The sequence below is a fragment of the Bradyrhizobium paxllaeri genome (assembly GCF_001693515.2).
GTDB lineage: Bacteria > Pseudomonadota > Alphaproteobacteria > Rhizobiales > Xanthobacteraceae > Bradyrhizobium > Bradyrhizobium paxllaeri.
Genome location: NZ_CP042968.1, coordinates 1,460,518 through 1,482,100 on the forward strand (window position 1 = coordinate 1,460,518; position 21,583 = coordinate 1,482,100).

At 58.8% G+C, this 21,583-nt stretch carries 20 protein-coding genes and 2 pseudogenes; 19 read left to right on the plus strand and 3 right to left on the minus strand.

Annotation, left to right across the window (positions count from 1 at the left end; translation table 11 throughout):
- Positions 1-238 precede the first annotated feature (238 nt).
- The 8 genes from LMTR21_RS06885 (at position 239) to LMTR21_RS06920 (ending at position 7,086) form a co-directional block, all read left to right on the plus strand.
- Complete coding sequence (locus tag LMTR21_RS06885; RefSeq protein ID WP_430642530.1) at positions 239-736, plus strand: phosphatase PAP2 family protein; 498 nt, start codon at positions 239-241, stop codon at positions 734-736.
- Positions 723-1,328 carry a cupin domain-containing protein gene (locus LMTR21_RS06890; RefSeq protein WP_065755844.1) on the plus strand — a complete coding sequence of 202 codons (606 nt, stop codon included), beginning with the start codon at positions 723-725 and terminating at the stop codon, positions 1,326-1,328. Before LMTR21_RS06885 ends, LMTR21_RS06890 begins: the two co-directional genes overlap by 14 nt.
- The gene (locus LMTR21_RS06895) at positions 1,325-1,672 is read left to right on the plus strand and encodes a DUF3147 family protein (protein WP_065755845.1); all 348 of its coding nucleotides are present in this window, start codon (positions 1,325-1,327) and stop codon (positions 1,670-1,672) included. The genes LMTR21_RS06890 and LMTR21_RS06895 overlap by 4 nt, the downstream gene beginning before the upstream one ends.
- Positions 1,669-2,151 (plus strand): DUF3147 family protein, encoded by a 483-nt coding sequence (locus LMTR21_RS06900; protein WP_065755846.1) that lies wholly within the window; start codon positions 1,669-1,671, stop codon positions 2,149-2,151. The genes LMTR21_RS06895 and LMTR21_RS06900 overlap by 4 nt, the downstream gene beginning before the upstream one ends.
- A 508-nt stretch (positions 2,152-2,659) precedes the next feature.
- Positions 2,660-3,724 (plus strand): ROK family protein, encoded by a 1,065-nt coding sequence (locus tag LMTR21_RS06905; protein WP_065755847.1) that lies wholly within the window; start codon positions 2,660-2,662, stop codon positions 3,722-3,724.
- Between the two features lie 553 nt (positions 3,725-4,277).
- Positions 4,278-4,946 carry a hypothetical protein gene (locus LMTR21_RS06910; protein ID WP_141688577.1) on the plus strand — a complete coding sequence of 223 codons (669 nt, stop codon included), beginning with the start codon at positions 4,278-4,280 and terminating at the stop codon, positions 4,944-4,946.
- 386 nt (positions 4,947-5,332) lie between these two features.
- Positions 5,333-6,610, plus strand: coding sequence for an SDR family oxidoreductase (locus LMTR21_RS06915; RefSeq protein ID WP_065755849.1), 1,278 nt, complete (start codon positions 5,333-5,335; stop codon positions 6,608-6,610).
- A complete protein-coding gene (locus LMTR21_RS06920; RefSeq protein WP_065755850.1) occupies positions 6,610-7,086 on the plus strand; it encodes a DUF2269 family protein in 477 nt (158 codons plus the stop codon). The genes LMTR21_RS06915 and LMTR21_RS06920 overlap by 1 nt, the downstream gene beginning before the upstream one ends.
- A gap of 175 nt (positions 7,087-7,261) precedes the next feature.
- On the opposite strand, the gene LMTR21_RS06925 is transcribed toward LMTR21_RS06920, so the two are convergent.
- Positions 7,262-7,462, minus strand: a complete 201-nt coding sequence (locus tag LMTR21_RS06925; RefSeq protein WP_084030921.1) for a hypothetical protein — start codon at positions 7,460-7,462, stop codon at positions 7,262-7,264.
- Between the two features lie 217 nt (positions 7,463-7,679).
- On the opposite strand from LMTR21_RS06925, the gene LMTR21_RS06930 reads away from it, so the two are divergent.
- The 5 genes from LMTR21_RS06930 (at position 7,680) to LMTR21_RS06960 (ending at position 9,361) form a co-directional block, all read left to right on the plus strand.
- Positions 7,680-7,862, plus strand: a complete 183-nt coding sequence (locus tag LMTR21_RS06930; RefSeq protein ID WP_084030922.1) for a hypothetical protein — start codon at positions 7,680-7,682, stop codon at positions 7,860-7,862.
- A 15-nt stretch (positions 7,863-7,877) separates the two neighbouring features.
- The gene (locus LMTR21_RS40545; RefSeq protein WP_084030923.1) at positions 7,878-8,102 is read left to right on the plus strand and encodes a hypothetical protein; all 225 of its coding nucleotides are present in this window, start codon (positions 7,878-7,880) and stop codon (positions 8,100-8,102) included.
- Positions 8,099-8,605 (plus strand): hypothetical protein, encoded by a 507-nt coding sequence (locus tag LMTR21_RS40730; protein WP_246175366.1) that lies wholly within the window; start codon positions 8,099-8,101, stop codon positions 8,603-8,605. Before LMTR21_RS40545 ends, LMTR21_RS40730 begins: the two co-directional genes overlap by 4 nt.
- Before the next feature lie 323 nt (positions 8,606-8,928).
- Positions 8,929-9,120 (plus strand): hypothetical protein, encoded by a 192-nt coding sequence (locus LMTR21_RS06955; RefSeq protein WP_141688578.1) that lies wholly within the window; start codon positions 8,929-8,931, stop codon positions 9,118-9,120.
- Between the two features lie 10 nt (positions 9,121-9,130).
- Complete coding sequence (locus tag LMTR21_RS06960) at positions 9,131-9,361, plus strand: hypothetical protein (protein WP_141688579.1); 231 nt, start codon at positions 9,131-9,133, stop codon at positions 9,359-9,361.
- Here LMTR21_RS06960 and LMTR21_RS06965 read toward each other — a convergent pair.
- On the minus strand, positions 9,358-10,215 hold the full coding sequence (locus LMTR21_RS06965) for an SIR2 family NAD-dependent protein deacylase (RefSeq protein ID WP_065755854.1): 858 nt from the start codon (positions 10,213-10,215) through the stop codon (positions 9,358-9,360). The two genes, LMTR21_RS06960 and LMTR21_RS06965, sit on opposite strands and share 4 nt — an antisense overlap.
- Before the next feature lie 1,215 nt (positions 10,216-11,430).
- Here LMTR21_RS06965 and LMTR21_RS06970 point away from each other — a divergent pair.
- The 4 genes from LMTR21_RS06970 to LMTR21_RS06985 all read left to right on the plus strand — a co-directional run bounded on the left by LMTR21_RS06970 (position 11,431) and on the right by LMTR21_RS06985 (position 16,947).
- Positions 11,431-12,672, plus strand: coding sequence for a glycosyltransferase (locus LMTR21_RS06970; protein ID WP_065755855.1), 1,242 nt, complete (start codon positions 11,431-11,433; stop codon positions 12,670-12,672).
- Positions 12,673-12,747: 75 nt separating this feature from the next.
- Positions 12,748-13,839 carry a glycosyltransferase family 4 protein gene (locus LMTR21_RS06975; protein ID WP_065755856.1) on the plus strand — a complete coding sequence of 364 codons (1,092 nt, stop codon included), beginning with the start codon at positions 12,748-12,750 and terminating at the stop codon, positions 13,837-13,839.
- 80 nt (positions 13,840-13,919) lie between these two features.
- Positions 13,920-15,140, plus strand: coding sequence for an MFS transporter (locus LMTR21_RS06980; RefSeq protein ID WP_246175375.1), 1,221 nt, complete (start codon positions 13,920-13,922; stop codon positions 15,138-15,140).
- A 259-nt stretch (positions 15,141-15,399) separates the two neighbouring features.
- Positions 15,400-16,947, plus strand: coding sequence for an FAD-dependent oxidoreductase (locus LMTR21_RS06985; protein ID WP_065755857.1), 1,548 nt, complete (start codon positions 15,400-15,402; stop codon positions 16,945-16,947).
- Between the two features lie 475 nt (positions 16,948-17,422).
- Here the strand turns inward: LMTR21_RS06985 and LMTR21_RS06990 are convergent.
- A pseudogene (locus LMTR21_RS06990) lies at positions 17,423-17,556 on the minus strand (IS5/IS1182 family transposase); the annotation flags it as partial.
- A gap of 258 nt (positions 17,557-17,814) precedes the next feature.
- On the opposite strand from LMTR21_RS06990, the pseudogene LMTR21_RS06995 reads away from it, so the two are divergent.
- Positions 17,815-19,157, plus strand: a pseudogene (locus LMTR21_RS06995) (transposase).
- Positions 19,158-19,359: 202 nt separating this feature from the next.
- On the plus strand, positions 19,360-21,444 hold the full coding sequence (locus LMTR21_RS40740; RefSeq protein WP_065755858.1) for a Vgb family protein: 2,085 nt from the start codon (positions 19,360-19,362) through the stop codon (positions 21,442-21,444).
- Positions 21,445-21,583: the final 139 nt, after the last annotated feature.

Genomic DNA, 21,583 nt, shown 5'->3' on the forward strand with positions numbered 1-21,583 from the left:
TGAGAAGCCCGGTCTTTGGGAAGCCCGGATTCGGCAGCAAGGAGGACCTTTGGCGGCAGCTCGCGCGTTAGGACGGTACCTTTCCGTTCCGATCTTTTGAGTCATGTTTGGAACAGCTAGATTGTCAGCAGGCCGCGCAAGGCGCGGGCCAAGCTTTCCAGTCACGGTCCGGCCGACCAGTGCGGATGTCGCGGTCGCGCGCTCTGTCGCCCGCAATACATCGCGGGCGCCGGAGCGCTTGGCCCGCACCCTGACTTGGGGCGCCGACGAGAAGGTCCTTCTGGCACTGGCAGCCGCCGGCTGGCTTGCGTCGCGCGGGTGCGCCGACTCGCTGCGGCGAGCCGGCAATCATGCTCTACTCGTCACCGTCGCAGCGTCGCTGCTGCCCCATGGCTTGAAGCATATGTTCGACCAGACCCGGCCGGACCGCCGAACAGTTGTCGGCCATGTCCATGGCGTCCCTTTTTCCGGTAAACGTCAGGATGCCTTTCCGTCCGGCCATGCGCTGCATATGGGAGCCTTGGCATCGGCAGCCGGAGCGTTGCCGGCCGGCTCCCGCGGGGCGATCCGCGCGCTTGCGGTCGGGCTTTCGCTCACGCGCATAGTGGTTCTGGCACACTGGGCGAGCGATGTCGTCGCGGGCTTCGCGCTGGGTGCGGTTCTCGAACGGTCCCTCCGGCTTTTGACAGGCTATCCCGGCGACACTTCAACGGAGGACGATCATGCCGACCTTTGAAGACTTGAAGGGATACGCGGAACGCGCAACCGGGCTGCGGCGCCCCGGCAAGCGGCAAGCTTTGGACCTCGCCCGAGTGCGTAAGCCTCACACGGTCCGCTTTAAGGACGACGGTCTTGTCCCAAATCATCCGCGCTGGCCACTGATTATCTATCGAAAGGCTGTAGCGTTCGACGACCGCCAAGACCCAGCGGCCGCGATCGAAGACCTGTTCGAAGCAAACGGGTGGGGAGATACCTGGCGCGACGGCATCTACGACTACGTGCACTATCATTCAGGGATCCATGAGGTGCTCGGCGTCGCGCGTGGCCGGGGGCGCGCTCGCTTTGGCGGCAAAAAGGGGCGAATCTTCACGTTGAAGGCTGGCGATGTGGTCATCTTGCCTGCCGGCACGGGCCATCAATGCCTTTCAGCAGACGATGAGTTCCTCGTCATCGGGGCCTACCCGCCGACCGGCGCATACGACGAGTGCACGACCGTCGAGCACCGTCCGCGGGCGCTGAAAACTATTCCGAAGGTGCCGGTGCCGCGCAAGGATCCGGTCTACGGAGCCGGCGGGCCGATCTCGAAACTGTGGAAGAGAGCGAAATGACTGAATACGCCATCCGCTTCCTCGTCGGCGGCGCCGTCGTATCGGCGTTCGCGATGCTAGGAGATCTTCTGCGTCCGAAGAGCTTCGCCGGCCTGTTCGGAGCAGCGCCCTCGGTCGCGCTCGCAACGCTTGGAATCGCGGTTTATCAGCATGGGGCGGACTACGCGGCCTTGCAAACTCAAGCGATGATTGCGGGAGCGATTGCGCTCGCCATCTACAGCGTCGTTGTCTGCCACCTCCTTGTCCGCGCGAAGCTGCGAACCGTGACGTCTACGTTGCTGTCGCTGGTTGTCTGGCTGATCGTCGCCTTTGGGCTTCTGATCTTCGCCGGAGGTCAGACATGACTCCGATCCGCTTTTCGCGGTCCTCTCTCAAGGAAGGACGCTGGTATGAATACCTGATCCGCTTCGCGCTTGGCGGCGGCGCGACCATTTTTACGGGCCTCGTCAGTAGCCGCTATGGAGCATTCATCGGTGGCGTCTTTCTCGCCCTTCCAGCCATATTCTGCGCGAGCGCGACTCTGATCGAGAAGCACGAAATCCGCCGAAAGCGCGAAGCGGGTCTCGTCGGCGAGCGCCGCGGGCAAATGGCGGCAGCGGTAGACTCCGCCGGCGCCGCGCTCGGCGCGATAGGCATGCTGGCCTTTGCGATCGTCTTTTCGTTGACGGCGGAGACCAGCATCGCGGCTGCCTTTATAGGCGCATCGTTTGCCTGGCTGGTTATTTCGGTAGCGGCTTGGTACGCCCGCCGCAAGACGCGATCAGTGTGGAGAGTGCGGACCGGACAAGAAGGCAGCGACCCCGCGATTCGACGAAGCCGCTGAGGCGACGCGTTCACGCCGCGGTCGAAGCCGTCGCGTTTGATGCCGTTGCGCAGCGCCGCCGTGTTGAGCTCGGTGTTTTGCCGCATTCTCATTCAGATTGGCGAGGAAACGCGCGATGTCGCCATAGCCGAACTCCTCAGCCTCGTCCTTTGCGGCAGATTTTGCAGTGCTCGATGGCTTGAGTGGCGTCGACGAGCCGCTGGCTGCCCGCTGTTCCCATTCGAGATGAGACCTCGGGGGAACAGGAATGGCCGATGGATGCGAATACTTCACCAATCTGAATATGGCACGCGGCGGTGGAAGTATGGGACATCCATGAAGTCACGGTTGAGACCGCAATAAAAGGGGCGCGCCGGGAAGCGCGGAAGCCCGCGCGCCTGCTGCGCAATCGTCACCTCCGGATCGCGCACCCGGCAAAGCCTGGCCCGAGACAGGAGGAACCGCGGTCAGCGGGGCGTGTTGAATGCAAGGCGCCTAATTGCCTCGCGGCTTGCTAAAGAAGACTCAGATGGCCGACGAAACGATCACGACTACTGGCATCGCTGCTCACGGCGCATCTCGCCTCCAATGGGTTGAGATCGATAGCTTCAACCTCGAACTGAAGGATGAGGAAGGATTCCTCGGAGACCGCGCCAGCAAAACCGCTTTCCGGGAAAATCTCGAAGAGTGGCGGAAGCCGCTGCGCAGGTCGGGCGACGACCCGTTCGGCAAGAAGCTTTCCGACAATCTCAGCAAGAAAGAACTTGATGCCACTCTGGTCGGCGACGATAGCGAGGCATCAGCGGTCGTGTACAGTGCGGTCGAGGACTTCGCGCAGGAGCTCGCCCACGTAACGCGCCGCTTCCTCAAGACCAGCGCATGGGATAAGACCGAGCGTATCGTCGTGGGGGGCGGCTTTCGCGACAGCCGCCTCGGCGAACTCGCCATCGCACGCGCCGAAATTATCCTCAAAGTCGAGAACTCCAAGATCGAGATGTTGCCGATCCACCGTCATCCGGATGAAGCGGGACTTATCGGTGCGCTACATCTCGCTCCTTCCTGGATTTTCGAAGCTCATGACTCCATCCTTGCCGTCGACATCGGAGGAACGAACATCCGCTGCGGCGTCGTGGAAACGCGTCGCAAGAAGGCGCCGGACCTCTCCAAAGCGTGCGTATGGAAACCCGAGCTATGGCGTCATGCCGACGACGAGCCAACCCGTGAAAACGCCGTGAAGCGCGTCGTCAGGATGCTCAAAGGTCTGATCGCGAAGGCGGAAGACGAGGGATTCAACCTCGCGCCGTTCATCGGCGTGGCGTGCCCGGGCGTTATCGAGAGCGACGGCTCGATCAAAAAGGGCGCGCAGAATCTGCCGGGCAATTGGGTGAGCGGCAAGTTCAATCTGCCGGCAAGTCTCGTCGAGGCGATTCCCCAGATTGGCGAGCACGATACGGTCGTGGTCATGCCCAACGACGGCGTCGTGCAAGGTCTATCCGAGGTGCCCTTCATGCAGGATGTGAAACGTTGGGGCGTGTTGACCATCGGCACCGGTCTTGGGAACGCCCGCTTCACCAATCGCAATGTCGAACGCTGACGTCATCCTAATGCTTCACGATCTTTCGATTCAAGCGTGCGTAAAAAGTCGCTCGAAACGGCTTCTTCATCTTATCGTTTTAGTAGTGGACGGTTGCCGCAGCGGGCGTTGGCTCGCGGCACGGGCAGCGTGCAAGAAGGTCCTCAGCTCGGGATTCCGCTCCCTTCGAGCTGGGACGTGACTTCGCGTCAACATTGGCAGAGCCACGCTGGCGGTGACCCTCATCGACACGTAGCTGATGCCCATTGCCAGAAAACCTAGAACAATATCGCTTGCCCGCCTAGGAACGACGCCCACAGGTCGTGCGTCGGCGGGCAAAATCGCGGCCGTCGCGTCCATATCGTGGGATAACCGAGTCGTTCTAACGGGCCCGTCCTTTAATGCCGAAATGCAACTAACGCCAGAACAGCGCTAGCAGCAGAAGGATCGGAAGGGGGACACCCAGGAGCCACAACAGGGCTCCTCTGCCGAAGGTCATGGTTAACTCCATCGATCGTTTCACTGACGTTCAACGGCTGGATGCAGCAGCAGTTCCTTCAATAGGAACGGTGGCTTGGACAACGCGTTGCACAATAGGTTCCATTTATTTCTGGAGGAGGTCGTCATGGCCCCGCGCACGTTTCCAAATGCCTTTTTCGGCTGGACTTGGTCGGCCGTGTTGGCCGGCGTATTTGCTTCACTCGTGGTCCAAATCCTGCTGACCATGCTCGGCTTCGGAGTCGGGCTGCTCGCAATCGACGTTCCGACCGCCCAATCGGCGCCCGCCGCCTCCGGATGGGCCGCCTTCGTATGGTGGGCCGTCTCGGGCATCATCGCCGCCTTTGTTGGCGGCGCCGTCGCAGCCGCCAATTCGCCTGACCAAACCGGCCTCGGCCGGGTCGGACACGCACTTGGGGCTTGGGCGGTCGCGACCGTCGTGGTTGTGGCCGCATCGGCGATGATTCCGGCTTCTGCAACTAGCGTCGCCAGCAACCTGGTCGGCCCTTCCTACTCGGCAAGCGCTCGCATGGCCGCCTTTTCAGGCGCTCCGTCGCGCGGCGAGACGGTCGGCTCGACGGCGCGGCCCGCAACGCAGGCGCAGATGGAGGAAGCCCGAAAACACTTCGCCTATGTCATGTTTGCAAGCTTCTGCGCGCTGTTGCTTGGCGCGGGGGCTGCCTATGCGGCTGGAATCTCAACTACCAGCGCAGCGATCAAAGAAGCGGCTCGGCCTGTGACCTGATCGGGGCTTCCCGAGCGCATCTATCTGTGGCTGCGGTCCCGCCGCCGGCACCATGATCTCGCCATTGACAATCGGGTGCAGGCGGCGATGTGTCGTGTATCGGCCGCCTTTTACTGCCGCGCCGAGTGGGCGCACTGGTGTGCTGCTGGTCGGTTTGCACTGTAGCCGTCGGACCCGCCGGGCGCCTGCCGGGAACTTCTCGATCGAGGAAGCCAATTGCAAAGAGAAGGTGCGTTGCGCTTTTCCTGCCGCCTCTGAGGGTTCGGCCCTCTGACGCTTGTCTCGTTCCGCACTCTGGAACGATCCAGAGGCCCGGCAAGTTGCGTTCCAAGAAGACAAGAAACCATCAGGAGAGAAGCGCCATCACTGGAGAGGCAGAGACATTCATGAAAATCGCGGTGATAGGAGGGACCGGACTGATCGGGTCAGCGATTGTAAATCATCTGTCCTCGCGCGGGCATGCGGTGTTTTCGTTAAGCAGAAGCGTTTGCCAATCCGACCCTCGGGCTATCAAAGTCGATCTTTCGCAAGCGACGTCATCGTCCTACTGGTTGTCTCATCTAAACGGCATGGAAGCGGTCGTGAACTGCGCCGGCGTCCTTCAGGACAGTCCCGGGGAGTCGACATCAATGGTTCATCATCAAGGCGTCGCGAGCCTATTTGCCGCCTGCGAGCAGCTGAAAATCCGGCGCGTCATTCATTTTTCCGCAATCGGCGTCGACCGCGAGACCCCGAGCGCTTTTTCACAAACGAAGCTGTCGGGTGATCTGGATCTTATGCAGCGAGATCTCGACTGGGTCATTCTGCGGCCCTCCGTGGTGATCGGTCGATCGGCATATGGGGCAAGCGCGCTCATGCGGGGCTTGGCCGCGCTTCCGTTAGTACCGGTTATGCCGAACTCTGGGCCGCTGCAGATCGTGCTGCTGGAAGACGTCGTGCGAGCCGTGGAAGTCTTTCTCGAGCCAGCGACGCCTGGGAAAAAAATCGTCGAGTTGGTCGGACCGCATCGCTATTCCTTCAGCGAGATCATCGCCCTCATACGGGGCTGGTACAGGTGGGCGCCCGCGCGGGAGATACACCTGCCGAAATTCGCATCGAGCCTGATGTACAGGGCTGGCGATACGATCTCGTTTTTGGGTTGGCGGCCTCCGGTGCGGAGCACAGCCGAACGGGAGATCGCGCGAGGCGCGATAGGCAGCCTCGAAGCAATGCACCATCTTGGGCTCCATCCGAAGAGCCCTTCGGAATTTTTTGCCTCAGAGCCCGCGTCTGTTCAGGAGCGCTGGTTTGCCCGCATGTATTTGCTCAAACTGGTGGTGTTCGGCATATTGTGTCTCTTCTGGATTTCGACCGCTTTCGTTTCGCTAGGGCCGGGCTGGGATATTGGCGTCGGGCTCATGCGTGAAGGCGGCGTGGAAGGTACGTCTGCGACCGTGACGGTTGTCGCTGGCGCTTTGTCTGATCTCGTCATCGGACTTGCGATCGCCTACCGACCCACCAGCCGCTACGGCCTCTATGCGGCGATCGGCATTTCCGTCGCCTACGCTATCATCGGAACCATCCTTGTGCCGCGCCTATGGGCTGATCCTCTGGGGCCGATGCTGAAAATCTGGCCGATCATTGTCCTACACTTCGTCGCGTTGGCGATTCTGGATGACCGGTGATGCTCTACTTCGTTCTCAAGTATTTGCATGTCATAGGCGCAGCCGTGCTGCTCGGGACAGGTGCAGGTATCGCCTTTTTTATGCTTGCAGCTCATCTCGGGGGAAGGCCAGTAGTTATCGCCGGTGTCGCGCGAATCGTCGTTATCGCAGATTTCATCTTCACGGCTACCGCAGTTGTGCTTCAGCCCATCACCGGTACCTTGCTCATCCAAAACGTCGGTTATTCAATATGGGAAGGATGGATCGCCTGGTCGATCGTACTTTATCTCATCACGGGTGCCCTCTGGCTGCCAGTAGTTTGGATGCAAATGCGTCTGAGGGACCTGGCGTTGAAAGCTGCGGTCGAGGGAACGGCACTTCCGCGTCAGTATCATCAGATTTTCTGGCTTTGGTTTGCCTTCGGTGTCCCGGCCTTCGCTGCCGTTGCAATCATATTCTGGCTGATGATAGCAAAACCTCAGATCGCATTTTTCTGATTTTAGACTAGCGAGGTCTTTGGTCGGGCCGACAAGGAGCTGGACGCTGGGGCGGCTTTACTTCGCCTATAGCAGTTGGGAAACAGCGCCACCGGCTATTACCGCGATGACGACAGCAAAACATAGCAGAAGCCAAGGCATGTCCTTGCGCTCTCTCGGAGTCATGAGATGATCCTTACTGCGGTGATCTCAAGCCGGGCGACTGCAACCAATCGCTAATGCGCGAGCCGGTCTCGGCTTGGCGGGCCTTCGTTTCAACCTCATCGCGCTGCTTGCCGTGGGGAAGCAATTCGGCTTCCTTACGCAGCCGCTTCGCCTCTTCAGCAAGACGTTTTTCTAGGGATTGGGCTTGTTTGAAACGGTTTCGTTTCTGCATGGCCACCTCCGTAAGCGGACTGAGAGTAAAACTGGACGCAAGTGGAAGCGTTCCTTAATGGAACAAAGCTGCACCTTTCGTTCTGCCGATCTCCGGAATGTGAACTACGCCATCGTCTCGGTCTGTCGGACCTGTGGGCGGTCGCGGTCCTTGAATCGGGAAGAAACCCTCGTGTTCACCGCGCGTTGTCCTGTTGCAAGCAACAACGGAGCCAACAATGACCAAGCCCCCGCCCGTGCCGCCGGACAATCAAAGCCGCAAGGGCACCGGTGATTCCAAAACCGGTAATGCCCATCAGGTTCAGAAAGGCCGCAGCCATATTGAGAATCCCCGAGAGCAGGGGCAAGCCGGAAATACTGCGCAGAACACCACTCACCAGGGCTATCAGCAGGATCGCTAGTCAGGAGCGAGCGCCATGTCGACTTCAACAAAGACGCCAGCGAGCATCCGTCAGGGTGGCCCGGGCGCTTCCCATGAAAACGCCAAGGAGCCGCTCCACGTCGAGAAACCGCCGGCCGACGATCCGCAACGCCGGCACAGCAAAATATCCGGCGGCGGCGGCGAACGCGATAGCCACCATACTCATGATGCGGAAAGAAAAGGTGGCGGCACCCATCCAGCTTCGAAGGACAGGTCATGAGCACTAAACATGTGAAACTGAACAGGCCGACTAACGTCGACCTGGTACGCAACCCGCTGATCGGCGGCTCGAAGGGAACGACGATGGCAGGAGTAACGCCCGATGAGCTGGAGGAATTTGCCGGCGCTAACACCTTTGAAGGTGACATCGCGAACGACACTAATCCGCAGGGTGGAATCGATAAAGCTGAGGTCCGGGATCGGCGTCGCGGCCCCCCACAAAACGATCGCGACAGTGGTCCACGAAAGACTGCACTACAGGGCAAGAAAACGCACGAGCAGCAACTGCGTATCCTTGAAAGAAAGCCTGATGTTCCTGATGCTAGGAAGCTCGAGGAAGAGATCGCACGCACGCAACACGATGGCGGTGCACGCACTGCGAAGCGTGGTGGACGCCAATCGGAGTTTCCGGTGAGCCGCGGCGGCCTAAACCAGGAAAGCCAGCACAATAAGCACAATCATGGGGGGCAGTCGGGCCACAGGCCCCAAAAGCCACAAGGATAGGCAATCATGATCAGTGGATTAAAGTGAGATGGCAAACATCCGCGCCGGGAGCGAAGGAAAAGGCGCTTGTACTGGTGCGATGACTGACCTTCAGAGCGACCTGATCTGCGATAACATGGTGCTTTCAAACCGCGACAAGCACTGCAGAGAGACAGTAAGTGGACGCAAACCGAACAATTGAAGGATCACGCTGCCAACAAGGACCGCAGTTAGGGCGTGAGATGCGTTTACAGGACGCGCCTTTCATGAGTGCACTACAGGCAGCTCGCTGGAAGATAGCTCGCCTGGTCCGACAACCACGACAAAAATCGAGAATGCTAAACATGGTCAAGGTGAAGACAACCGCAGAGCCGGCAAAAGAATTGGGAAACACGGCGGTAACCGGAATGGACATCACGCGCGAGGCGCCAACAAAGTGGCACGGGCGAGCCGTCAAGCGGCAGGTAAAGAACCTCGTCGTGGCAGCAAAGGTGGCCGATAATCTTGGCGCCGTTAATACGAGACGCTCCTCATGAGGACAGTATTATGCATATGAAAGTGATGAAGGAGCAGTTCGTGCTTGACGGCGACAAGCTTACCCATATGCCGACTGGTGCTACGTTTTGGCTGGGCGACAAAGACGTCGTGGCTTGCGAGCAAGGCCGCCTTAACCTCGATACCGGCGACGATTACGATCTCGACGAATTAAGGGAAGAGGCTTGGCGCATCATGGCGGCCGAGCGCAAGGCCAGCAAGATCACAGACTCCCAGACCTAATCGTCGACGTCACGAATCTTCGCTCGGATATCGGCCAGGAAAGCTGTCAACGCGTCACCTCGGCAGCTTCCACTTTCGGGAGTTAAAAGCGTAATTCCCCAGTGGGCCAGTATCGCCTCTTGCACGGGGTTAAACTCTGCCATGAACACAAAGGAGGGCGGCCGATGGTCCTTATGGCCTGATTTTTCCCATGTCAGCCAAATGCTGTGTAATAGCAGGCGGATATTGGGGTCAGACATGCTGTAGCCAATGAACAGAATGGTGCGACCGAGAGCATCCGCGCGGAATTTGATATCCAGCGGTGAATCGAAGGATAGTCGATCCAGAAAATCGGTCTCGGTAAGAACCAGCGATGCATCGTCATCGAAATCACCATGGTACTTGATGATATGCGTAATGCCGTGGGCAGCGTCTGCGATATGCTTGGCGTTTGCGATCTTCGCATAAGGCTTATGGTGGACCTCGAACGCCGTCTCGAGGTTTCGATCATAGTTGGTGGTATAAATGGCTGGGAAATCGAATTCGACAATGAGCTTGTGCAACTCCGATTGCGCGACCTTGTCTGTCGCGACTTTCCAGTTTCGATCGAGCCAGCTTCGTAGCTGGCCCATTCCACCCTGCTTCAGCCGATAAAATTCGGCGAGCATTTGGTAGCCGTCATTCATTCCATCTATCACCTCGGGAGCGAGCTCGAGCTCCTTTAGCAGATGGTCTATCAGGGTCTGCCAGGACGGCAGACCGACGGCCATCGAGACTCCCGCTCCAACGAACAAGATCACTTGGCGTCGCTTGATCGCACAAGCTAAAAGATTCCTGGAAGATGATCCTTGTTTCTTTTCAACCGAGTTATCCATCAAGTTTTAATCGGTTGCAGGTTGCTCGGTTCCTATGGCCAAGGCATTGCGGGATGGATCTGCATCGTCGGCCGCAAACCTTTGCAGATTTCGCTGCTTTTGGGCCGGCCTATCAAGAAGGCAGGCCTACGGGCGCGGGAAATATGCGCGGCTGTGTGTTCCAGTCGAATTTCGTCGTTGCCGTCTTGTCGTCAGGCTGCCGTGAGTTGCCGTCCCCTGGGATTGCCGGGAAGGGCCGAAGCCCTTAATCAGACCGGATCACTGGCCAAGTTCGGCCGTGGTCGCTCGAGCGAAGACCTTCGTGAGCGGCTGGGGACGATCGAATAACGAAGGCGTTCTAAGTTCACTCTCAATCTATCTCCAAACCTCCGGCGAGCGCAGCGGATCATCGTCATCGAATCGTGCGCCGGCAAGCGAAGAGCAAGTGGAAAAGTTTCGTTCGAAAGGCGTTTTGCGGCTGCCATTTCTTCTTTCAATTCCCTGACCTTGGATCTGTTATCTTCAGAGCTGTTCGATACTCTGCGCGAGGGCAGCTACCACATCCCGGCCGGGAGAACTTGGCGAGAACCATCACGACGGTCGGCGTGGACCTCGTGAGGATGCCGCTCGGAACGCGCTCATGCTGGGAAGGACGCGGTCGTCGAACTGACTGACCTGCAAACACCCTGCAGCTCACCGACTGCCTCCGATTCGGTTTAAGGGGTCGGCCTCTCATTGGACGAAACGGGACCCATTCAAATGCGACGTACTGTCGGTAGTGAGAAAGGCGGTTGCGTAACTGCAGTTTGATGACGTGCGTGTGGCGTCGCCGGACGGACCACAACGGGCTCTGCCAGTACTCTGACGATGGCAGATGGCGCTTCAAGCACAACGGTCGGACATTGCCGGCTTTCAGCCAATCGCTTGCCGCTGTTTTGACCTTAGATCGAATTGTCAACTTTGAATGACCAAAGGGCGTCGCACCCAGGTTGCCGACGCACCGGCGCCACGTTTGTTGCGACGCACCATCGTCCCATGGGTCGCCTAAGTCTGCCGAAGCTCAATATCTCGCGGGCAGTAGACCCCGATGAATATGAACGTCTGTTCATCGTGGCAGCTCGATCGAATTGATCTCGAAACATCGCAGGCGGTCAGGACTTATCGGATGGGAAGGGTGGAGAAATCTGGGACAGATCAAGCGGCAGATAATCCGAGTCTGCGAAAAGGTACTCTTCGATGTCTTTGCTCAATTCGCCTGTTGAGAGATCCAAACTTGGGCTTCACACGATCGAACAGTACGAACCGCTGATCGGTTCAGCTGCGGCGGAAAGAATAGGCTTGAAGGCTGACCGCGTCCGCGCAATGCGCATCGCCCACGTCAGTTCTACATTCTATGGTGGCGGTGTAACCGAACTCCTCACGCCGTTGACGCTGATGATGAATGCGGCGGGAATCGAGACCGACTGGCACCTCATTCAGGGTACGCCCGGTTTTTTCGGCTGCACTAAGAAGCTGCACAACACTCTGCAAGGTGAGAACTTGACCTGGTCTGAGGCCGAGCGAACCATATATGAAGAGGTGGTGTTCGAGAATGCAACGAGGCTTCATCTCGATGAGTGCGACGCCATTATCGTCCACGATCCTCAGCCGCTGCCGCTTATTTCTCATTTTCCCCATCGCGAGGCGCCATGGCTGTGGCAATGTCACGTCGATCTTTCGTCTCCATTTGCCCCCGTGTGGAGTTATCTGCGGACTTTCATAGAAAAGTATGACGCAGCTGTTTTTTCGCTCCCTGAATATGCTCAAGATCTCGGCATAGACCAGCATTTCGTCTCTCCCGCGATCGATCCATTTTCACCCAAAAATGGAGAATTGTCTGATAAAGAGATCGGAAAATTCCTCGCCAACTATAAAATTCCAACGGATCTGCCGTTAGTTGTGCAGATTTCCAGATTTGATCGTTGGAAGGACCCCTTGGGCGTCATCGACGCGTTTCGCAAGGCAAGAAAACAGGCGGATTGTAGACTCGTATTGATTGGCAACAACGCCTCTGACGATCCAGAGAGTCAGGTCATCTTTGAATCGCTGCAGAGTTCGATCGACGAGGGCATCATTGTTCTCGCGGTGGATGACCCGGTGCTGGTGAATGCGCTGCAGCGGAAGGCAACGGTGGTTTTACAGAAGTCGATCCGCGAAGGATTTGGCCTCACTGTAACAGAGGCGATGTGGAAAGGCGCCGTGGTCATCGGCGGGGACGTGGGCGGCATCCGCCACCAGATTAAGAACGAATGCAATGGGTTCTTAGTGAAGACGCCTGGTGAGGCCGCTGAAAGAATAGTCCAGGTACTGAAAAATCCCAAACTTCGAGAGCAGCTCGGCTCACGCGCAAAGGAGAGCGTACGCGAAAACTTCTTGATGAGCCGGTTGTTGGAGGACTGGCTGGATCTAATGGTCGAGCACGGCCGGCTGGGGAAATGACAATAATCACTCCATCAGCAAAAATCGGAGATAAAGCATTTTTGCTCGGGTCACTCTGAAGGAGCGTGAAAATCGATGCGCATTGCCCAAGTAGCGCCTCTAATGGAAAGTGTGCCCCCAAAACTTTACGGTGGCACCGAGCGCGTCGTGGCTTGGCTGGTTGATGAGTTGATCAGCTTGGGGCATGAGGTGACGCTCTTCGCGAGCGGGGATTCAGTGACGAGGGCTCAGCTCAATGCTATATGGCCTCGCGCTCTTCGCCTTGGCCGGCCACGCACCGATCCAATGGCGATTCAATCGGCCTTGTTGGATGAACTGGCGCGAACGGCGGCTGAATTCGACGTGGTTCACGCGCATATTGATTGGCTGCACCTGCCGTTGCTCAGTCGATTGGGCGTTCCTTTCTTGACGACCTGTCACGGCCGGATGGATCTACCGGGTTTCGGCGATGTGGTCCGGCGGTTTCCCTCTGCTCCGTTCGTTTCTATTTCCGACAATCAGCGTGCGTCATTGCCTGAAGCAAACTGGATTGGCACCGTGTACCACGGCCTGCCGCTCAAGCTTTGTGAGCCTTCTTTTGAGCGAGGTTCGTACCTCGCTTTCCTCGGTCGGCTCACGCCGGAAAAAGGGCCGGAAGCCGCCATCCGCATCGCACACGCAGTTGGAATGCCACTTCGCATCGCTGCAAAGGTACCGCGTGGCGAGCGTAGGTACTTTAAGGAGCGGCTGGAGCCCCACGTTGACGGCAACCGGATCCAGCTTACTGGTGAAGTAAATGATGAAACCAAGCGTCAGTTTCTTGCCGGCGCCACCGCGCTGCTTTTTCCGATCGACTGGCCTGAGCCGTTCGGCCTTGTCATGATCGAAGCCATGGCCTGCGGAACACCCGTAATTGCATACAGCTCCGGTTCGGTGCAGGAAGTAATCGATGAAGGAATAACAGGGTTTGTGGTGTCCAACGAGGAGGAAGCTGTTCGCGCTATCGGGCGACTCCAAGAACTCGACCGACGACGCGTTCGATCGCATTTTGAAAGTAGATTTAGCGCGACGCGAATGGCTGAAGAATATGTGCGTCATTATGAGGCACAGTGTGCTTTCAGAGAGGTTGCTTTTCCTCACCCCTCGCTCCGTCAACCCGCGTCAGAAACTCACGTGGTTACTAGATGATTTCAGTAGGCTGAAGCAACTATTGGGACGGAAACCTCAAACCTGACCGGCGGCGGACATTCGGTGTCCTGCGGGGGCACATGTACTGGTTTGGATTAGCTGACAACAGAACCTCCGAGCCCATGTGCATCCCCGTACCACTGATCTATATAATCCTTTACGTCGCCCTGTATGCGGCTTTCGGCGTTGCGTCTCCATTCTGGCCCAAATTTTTCGAGACAAGAGCTTTTGCCCCCCAGCAGATTGGTTTGATTTTGGCCGCCGCATTATTAATGCGGCTTGTCTCTGGACCGCTGGTGGGAATGCTGGCCGATCTATTTGGATCGTTGCGCCTCGTCCTTGCCGGTTGTGCCGTCATTTCCGCTGCCGCCGCGATCGCATTGATCTGGGCTGACGCATTTTGGCTGCTACTTGCCGTAGTCCTTCTTCAGCCTGCCGCTCTTGCCCCTACGACCTCCATTGCCGACGCATTATCGGTCAATTTGGCGAATCCTCGGATAACGGGAAGGGTCGAATACGGCCGGATTCGGGGCTACGCCTCGGCGGCTTTCGTCTTGGGTACGCTGTCGGCTGGACAGCTCATAACCCCTGTTGATCTCTCTCCGGTCATCTGGATGAACGCTGCCTTGTTGATCGCGGCTGCTGGCGCCACGGCACTTCTGCCCAGTGTGGCTCGAAGCGCGTCGCATCGCCCGCCATCGTTTCCGTTCGCGGAGCTGAAGGCACTGGTCAAGATGTCGCACTTCCGAATCCTGATTTTGGTATCTGCGCTCGTTTATGGCAGTCACGCAATGCACGACGCATTTTCTGTGATTCGATGGAGCGATGCTGGCATAAGCACTTGGACGATCAGTTTGCTGTGGTCGGAAGCCGTAGTTGCAGAGGTATTCGTGTTTTTTCTCGCTGGTCCGGTATTGCTTAATCGGTTTGGCGCGCGCGCCGCGATCGCTTTGTCAGCTGCTGCCGGAATTGTCCGCTGGTGTGTAGCCGGCACGACGACCTCCGTGTTGCTACTTTCGCTTATCCAACCGCTACACGGATTGACCTTTGCTTTGCTTCATCTCGCTTGCATGCGGATGATGGGCACTCTGGTTGCGACACGAGTCGCCGCAACCGCGCAAGCTTTCTATGCGTTTGGCTCAGGAATTATGACCGCTGCAATGACTATCTCATCAGGTGCGCTATACGCCTCCTATGGCGGGGCAGCGTACTTTCCGATGGCAGTTCTCTGTGTAGTCGCACTCCCATTCGCCTGGTTTGGCTTCGTCGGCGAGAGGAGCCGATCTGGCGCCCCTGCCTAGTGCAAGGGACGGAGCGTGCAAAGACCGGACTTACGCCGAGGAACTTGGAACCGCCGCCCATCGCTAAGTTTCCGCGATTTTCGGTAAGAAGAGCGTACGGTCGGCCTCAAATGGGGCGATGCCTGACATCGCACGTTTTCCACAAAGCCAACGAGGCGATTTTGACGCGTGGTCGCTGCTGCTTCCACCCACCCGCAATCGTCCTCCAACGGAACCCTTCTCTTGCGGCTCCGTTGGCCCTTTTTGATAAAGGTGCGCCATGAATGTGCGGGATGAACATACGCGATCGCTATGGATGGACATCCACGTGGCCCAGGCTCCGAGCCTGTCGGGGTCCGAGCGGGCGGACTTGGTTGTTGTGGGTTCTGGTATTGCCGGGCTGTCGGTGGCCTATGAGCTTGTGAGCCGCGGCCGTTCCGTGATCGTGCTGGACCGCGGCAGCATCGGCAGCGGCATGACGGCGCGCACGACCGCGCATCTCGCCACGGCGCTAGATGACTATTACAAGGAACTTGTCAGCGCGCGCGGCGAGGAGTGTGCGCGACTCTATTACCAGAGCGTCATGGCCGCGATCAGCCGCGCCGAGGCGATCCAGGATCTCGAAAACGTCGACTGCGATTTCTGCCGGGTGGACGGCCTCTGGGTGCCAGCGCCGGAGACGCCGGGCTCCCTGCTGGATGAGGAACTTGAGTGCTGCCAGCGACTCGGCATCCCCGTCGAGAACCGCAAGACGGCGACGCCGTTTCACTCCGATGGCATGGCGCGATCGTTGCGATTCCCCGGACAGGCGCGCTTTCATCCCACGAAATATCTCGCCGGGCTCGCAAGCGCCCTGCAGCGCGCCGGCGCAAAACTTTACGCCGATAGCTGCGTCGAGAGTATCGAGCATAAGCTGGGCGACGTCGTCGTTAAGGTTGCGTCCGGGCACGAGGTGCGCGCCACCGACGTTGTCGTCGCGACAAACTCTCCGGTCAACCTTGAAGTCGCTATTCACACTAAGCAGGCACCCTATCGCACTTACGTTATCGCGGCGAAACTGCCGGCCGGCGTGCTGGCCGACGCGCTTTATTGGGACACGCTCGATCCCTATCACTATGTCCGCCTCCAACCGCTCTCCACCGAGGAAGTCCTGGTGATTATCGGCGGCGAAGATCATAAGTCGGGCGAGGCCGATGACGGCGAGGAACGATTTGCGGCGCTGGAGCACTGGGCGCGCGAACGGTTGCCTGACATGGGCGCGATAACCTACCGCTGGTCGGGCCAGGTGCTGGAGCCGATCGATTTCGTCGGCTTCATCGGTCGCTCGCCGGACGAGGAGCATGTTTTCATCGTCAGTGGCGACTCCGGACAAGGCATGACCAATGGCCTCGTCGCCGGCATCCTGATCGCGGACCTAATCACCACCGGCGCCAGTCCATGGGAGGAAGTCTATTCGCCGGCACGAAAGATCCACAAGAATCTCGGTGAGTACATCAGCGAGAACATCACGCCGTTGAAGAATTTCGCGGAATATCTTTCGGCGGACGAAATCGCTTCCGTCGAGCGGCTGCGGCCGGGGGAAGGCTGCCTAGTGCGTAGTGGGTTGCGAAAGGTCGCCGCGTGCCGGGATCAGAAGGGGCAGCTGCATCTGCATTCAGCCAGCTGCACGCACCTAGGCTGCGTCGTGCACTGGAACTCGCTGGAGCAATGCTGGGATTGCCCGTGCCACGGATCGCAGTTCGCACCCAATGGCACCGCGCTCAACGGGCCCGCGGTATCGCCGCTTGCCGATGTCGAGAAGCCGGCGCACCACCAGGCCGCCGAATAGCTCGCCGTTGCGAAAGATTTGCCGCCTGCCGGAGTGGGCACATGAGGAACGATTGCCAATGCGATGGCATTCCCTCTTAGAGTCTCTATGAGTGAGTTAATGACGCATCAGTGGCCCTGTCCTCGTAAGTGACTTAGTGGTCCTGGAAGCTTTCGATATCGCACTTGATTACCTGGAGCGGACCGGTCTTGCCGATCCCTATTCAGAAACTCAGCATATCATAGCCCGAGATCATCTTTCGGGAATGGAGCGAAGGTAGGCGCCATCGGGTATGGCTCGCGAACGAGGCGATCGTGGCTGTCGAGCGTAAGCAGAGGTCAATCGAAGTAACTGCGTCCTGTATTCTAAGCTAAGTTCAGCACCAAACCTATTCCGGGTAGAGCGATGACATTAAGCGTGTAGTCTATAGGTTCGTCACGGAAGTAAACCGACTCAGGAGCCGGCGACGAAGGTCCGACAATGGCGGAATGCGGCAGGGTGCTCCTGATCCTAGGACCCAGAAGATGCCATTGAGGACACGTTCTTCGTTCACCCGAGGAACGCCACGCGGCTTGTTCGGCAGCATCGGCCTCATGGCGGTCCATTCATAGCGGCGAGTTCGTAGCGCATGATTCGAGCCCCAGTTTGGGAGTTTGAATCACGGGAGTCCGGCCAAACGCAACGCTCCTGGCCCGAGCCTTGTACGGCGCTTATGGACAGTAGCGGACATGAACCAGCCCTCAATCTCTGCCAAAGCCGTCGAAAATGACTCCAAGCGGACATCCACGGCGATGCGGCGGAGAGCGGCTTTGGGCCGATTTTGTTGAAAAAGTCGGCGCTTGCGCCAGTTGATCTTGGCTGATTCAGTCGTAGCGAGAGGACTGAATCATGATGGGACCTCAGCTGGGTGAGCAGGCTGCGTTGTTCTACGAGTTTTCGCTCGAGCGGCACGTTCCGTCCGATCACCTGTTGCGATCGATCGACCGGTTCGTGGAGCTCGATGGGCTGAGGCGAGAGCTTACAGCACCATTGGGCGCCCCTCGATCGCCCCCGAGTTGATGATCCGCATGCTGCTGGTCGGTTACTGCTTCGGCATCCGTTCGGAGCGGCGCTTGTGCGAAGAGGTTCACCTCAATCTGGCATACCGCTGGTTCTGCCGCCTTGGGCTCGAGGGTGACGTGCCCGACCATTCGACCTTCTCGAAGAACCGGCATGGGCGCTTCCGTGACAGTGATCTGCTGCGACATCTGTTCGAGGCCATCTTGCGCCGTTGCGTCGACGAGGGCCTGGTTGGCGGAGAAAGCTTTGCAGTCGATGCCAGCCTGATCAAAGCCGATGCGAACCGGCAGAACGGCATCGAGGGCGAGAAGGGGCTGCCCCCACAGGTCGCGAGCCGTGCGGTCGACGAGTATCTAGCCGTCCTGGACGATGCGGCCTTCGGGGCTGCGACCGAGATCGTCCCCAAGTTCATCTCGCCGGCTGATCCAGCCGCACGCTGGACCGGCGCTCATGGCGGGCAGGCTTTCTTTGCCTACTCCACGAACTATCTGATCGATGTGGAGAATGCGATCATTGTCGATGTTGAGCCGACCACAGCGATCCGGCAGGCAGAAGTTCTCGCCGCCAAGCGCATGATCGAGCGGACCGCAAGGAACTTCGCTCTCCACCCGTTCAGGCTCCTCGGTGATAGTGCCTATGGTTCAGCCGACATGCTGGGCTGGCTGGTCGATGAACACGGTATCGAGCCGCATGTGACCGTGTTCGACAAATCGGCGCGCAAGGACGGCACCTTCGCACGGGAGGACTTCAATTACGATCCAGCCGGCGACGTTTATATCTGTCCTGGCGGCAAGACGCTGACCACAACAGGGACGCGTGTGGATGATGGCGAGACGCTGCTCTATCGAGCGAGCAAGGCTGACTGTGACGCCTGTGTCTTGAGGCCACGTTGCTGTCCGAACACGCCTGCTCGAAAGGTGCCTCGCTCGATTCATGAGAAGGCCCGCGACATGGCGCGGGCGATTGCCAAATCCTGGGAAGGTCGAGCATCACGACGACTGCGCAAGAAGGTCGAAATGTTGTTCGCTCACCTCAAACGCATTCTCAAGCTCGACCGACTGCGACTACGTGGACCAAATGGTGCCCGCGACGAGTTCCTGCTCGCAGCAACCGCCCAGAACCTCCGGAAACTAGCCAAGCTGGTCCCCATGCCGCAGCCAAAATCGGCCTGAGAGATGGTCGGTTCGCGCTGCAATTTGCGCCGCCTCGGGGCGCGAACGGACTTCTTCAACGGAATCGACCCAAAGCCGCCTTGATCTACGTCAAGGAGTTGTTTTTAGACAGTGCAGGATAGTGACGACCCACCATCACGACACGCCGGACTGAATTTTCCCAGCGGAACACCTGATCATTGCCACCGTGAGAGGAGACGCCATGCGCGTGCCATTTCTTGCCTTCGCTTTAGTCGCGCTGACCTTCGGCCACGCCTCGGCCCAAGAACTTCTTGGGAAGGTCAATGGCGGCGGCGGTCCTATCGTAAAGTCGACGGTGACGCTGTGGGCAGCGGGTGAGGGCGCACCCACCAAGCTGTCGGAAATAAGCACGGGCGACGACGGAGCCTTTCGCTTGCAGTTCGACACCGGGAAGGCTGGCGGCGGCGTGCTCTACCTGACCGCCAAGGGTGGACAGCCCAGGATTGGCGGCTCCCAGGGCCCGAACCCGGCTATCGCGCTGATGGCAACGTTGGGGTCCACCGCACCGAAAGAAGTGACCGTCAACGAACTCACGACAGTGGCAGCGGTATGGACCGGCGCGCAATTCCTCAAAGGTGAAACGCTTAGCGGTCATGCGCTCGGCCTGAAGATCGCCGCAGGCAATGTGCCCAACTTGGTAGACCTCACGACCGGCGGATGGGGCACGGTGATCCAGGATCCGTTGAACAGCACGCAGACCACCTCCCTGGCTGTTTTGAACACCCTGGGTGGCTTGCTGGCGGGTTGCATCACGCGCGTGCAGGCGGACGCCTGCGAAAGGTTGTTTGCCGCCTCAACGCCGCCGGGAAAGTCCGCTCCCACCGATACATTGACCGCGGCGCAGGCGATTGCGCTGCATCCCTGGAATCAGCCTGCAAAACTGTTTGCGCTGTTGGACCATTTCTATCCGGCTGGACGGGAGGGGCCAGGCTCCCGCGCCGTCCCTTTCCGGCCCTACCTCCTGTTCGCTCCCGGCACATGGACGATCGCGCTGCGATACGCAGGTGGCGGTTTGAACGGCCTCGGCGGCATCGGTATCGACGGCGATGGCAACGCCTGGGCGGCAAACAATCAGATGGCAGGCTCGCAATCGACCATGTTCGGCGGGATCGGCGGCACGCTCTCCGCGCTCGCCCCGAACGGCCGCCCCATCTCGCCGATGACGACGGGCTTTACCGGCGGCGGCGTGGACTTTCCCGGCTGGGGTCTCACCATCGCAGGCGATGGCAAGGTGTGGGTGACCAGCATCGGCGGTAAGACGATTTCGGTGTTCGACAAGAATGGAAAGCCGCTGTCCCCATCGACCGGTTACAATTTGAATGGGCAACTCGGTGGAATGCAGGGCGTCAATACGACGCCCGATGGGGATGTCTGGGCGCTGGATTCAAGCAAGAGCCAGATCGTTCACTTGCCGAAGGGCGATCCGGCTCAGGCGCGCATCCTGTGCCGTACCGTTGACGACAAGCCTGTCGACGGCACCTGCCAGGTGAAAGGTCCTTTCCACGTCGCGTTCGACCTGCAGGGCCGGGTCCTGGTTTCCAACTCCAACTCCAATACGGTGACCCGCTTCCCGGCGAATAATCCCGGCAAGGCCGAAGAATTGAAGGTCGGTTACAGTCCCCACGCCATCGCAATCGACAGCCACGGCAACGCCTGGGTCGCAAATGTGTTGGGCGAGCCGAGCATCAAGGAAAAGCTGGACCTGCTCCGGATGAAGCTGCGGAGCAGCTTGGAAAGCAAATTGAAGCCGGCGGGCGGCGGTGACGAGACGGTCGAAAAGTTCATCGCCCTGGTCCGCATCATCGAGGAATTTCCCGGTGGCAGCGTCAGCATGATACGCCCGGATGGCAATCACGGGACCGCCCCGTCGTTCGACGGTGGAGGGAGCATCAGCGGACCTTGGGGCATCACGGTCGACGGCAATGACCACATATGGGTTGCGAACGGTTTCGGCAAAACGCTGACGCAGCTTTGCGGCGTCAGGACCGAGACATGCCCTCCCGGCTTCAAGACCGGCGACCCGATCTCTCCGCCCAAGACCGGCTACGCGGGGAAAGGGATGCAATTTCTGACGGGGGTTGTCGTCGATCCCGCGGGAAACGTATGGGCCGCCAACAATATCGATCTCATGGATGAGGTTTGCCTGACCAAGACGCCGGACGAAACCCTTTCAACGCGCTGCGGTGGCAACGCCTTCGTGGTATTCTTTGGCTTGGCGAAACCCGTGAGGACACCGGTAGTCGGCAGCCAAGTGAGACGCTGGTAACGGCGAAGTAGCAAGCTGCTGATGTCAGCTTGTGGTCCATCGCGACCCATTGCCCTGCCGCACGGAGTCGGTCGCTATAGGGGCAAAGCAGACATTGCGTTAGTCGCATCACGCCGCCGGTTTATGGGTACACGGCCTA

Excerpts from the sequence above, each read along its gene's own strand:
- LMTR21_RS06890 (WP_065755844.1), top strand. The coding sequence starts at position 723 with ATGCCGACCTTTGAAGACTTGAAGGGATACGCGGAACGCGCAACCGGG.
- LMTR21_RS06895 (WP_065755845.1), top strand. The coding sequence starts at position 1,325 with ATGACTGAATACGCCATCCGCTTCCTCGTCGGCGGCGCCGTCGTATCG.
- LMTR21_RS06900 (WP_065755846.1), top strand. The coding sequence starts at position 1,669 with ATGACTCCGATCCGCTTTTCGCGGTCCTCTCTCAAGGAAGGACGCTGG.
- LMTR21_RS06905 (WP_065755847.1), top strand. The coding sequence starts at position 2,660 with ATGGCCGACGAAACGATCACGACTACTGGCATCGCTGCTCACGGCGCA.
- LMTR21_RS06915 (WP_065755849.1), top strand. The coding sequence starts at position 5,333 with ATGAAAATCGCGGTGATAGGAGGGACCGGACTGATCGGGTCAGCGATT.
- LMTR21_RS06920 (WP_065755850.1), top strand. The coding sequence starts at position 6,610 with ATGCTCTACTTCGTTCTCAAGTATTTGCATGTCATAGGCGCAGCCGTG.
- LMTR21_RS06925 (WP_084030921.1), bottom strand. The coding sequence starts at position 7,462 with ATGCAGAAACGAAACCGTTTCAAACAAGCCCAATCCCTAGAAAAACGT.
- LMTR21_RS06930 (WP_084030922.1), top strand. The coding sequence starts at position 7,680 with ATGACCAAGCCCCCGCCCGTGCCGCCGGACAATCAAAGCCGCAAGGGC.
- LMTR21_RS40545 (WP_084030923.1), top strand. The coding sequence starts at position 7,878 with ATGTCGACTTCAACAAAGACGCCAGCGAGCATCCGTCAGGGTGGCCCG.
- LMTR21_RS40730 (WP_246175366.1), top strand. The coding sequence starts at position 8,099 with ATGAGCACTAAACATGTGAAACTGAACAGGCCGACTAACGTCGACCTG.
- LMTR21_RS06955 (WP_141688578.1), top strand. The coding sequence starts at position 8,929 with ATGGTCAAGGTGAAGACAACCGCAGAGCCGGCAAAAGAATTGGGAAAC.
- LMTR21_RS06960 (WP_141688579.1), top strand. The coding sequence starts at position 9,131 with ATGCATATGAAAGTGATGAAGGAGCAGTTCGTGCTTGACGGCGACAAG.
- LMTR21_RS06965 (WP_065755854.1), bottom strand. The coding sequence starts at position 10,215 with ATGGATAACTCGGTTGAAAAGAAACAAGGATCATCTTCCAGGAATCTT.
- LMTR21_RS06970 (WP_065755855.1), top strand. The coding sequence starts at position 11,431 with ATGTCTTTGCTCAATTCGCCTGTTGAGAGATCCAAACTTGGGCTTCAC.
- LMTR21_RS06975 (WP_065755856.1), top strand. The coding sequence starts at position 12,748 with ATGCGCATTGCCCAAGTAGCGCCTCTAATGGAAAGTGTGCCCCCAAAA.
- LMTR21_RS06980 (WP_246175375.1), top strand. The coding sequence starts at position 13,920 with ATGTACTGGTTTGGATTAGCTGACAACAGAACCTCCGAGCCCATGTGC.
- LMTR21_RS06985 (WP_065755857.1), top strand. The coding sequence starts at position 15,400 with ATGAATGTGCGGGATGAACATACGCGATCGCTATGGATGGACATCCAC.
- LMTR21_RS40740 (WP_065755858.1), top strand. The coding sequence starts at position 19,360 with ATGCGCGTGCCATTTCTTGCCTTCGCTTTAGTCGCGCTGACCTTCGGC.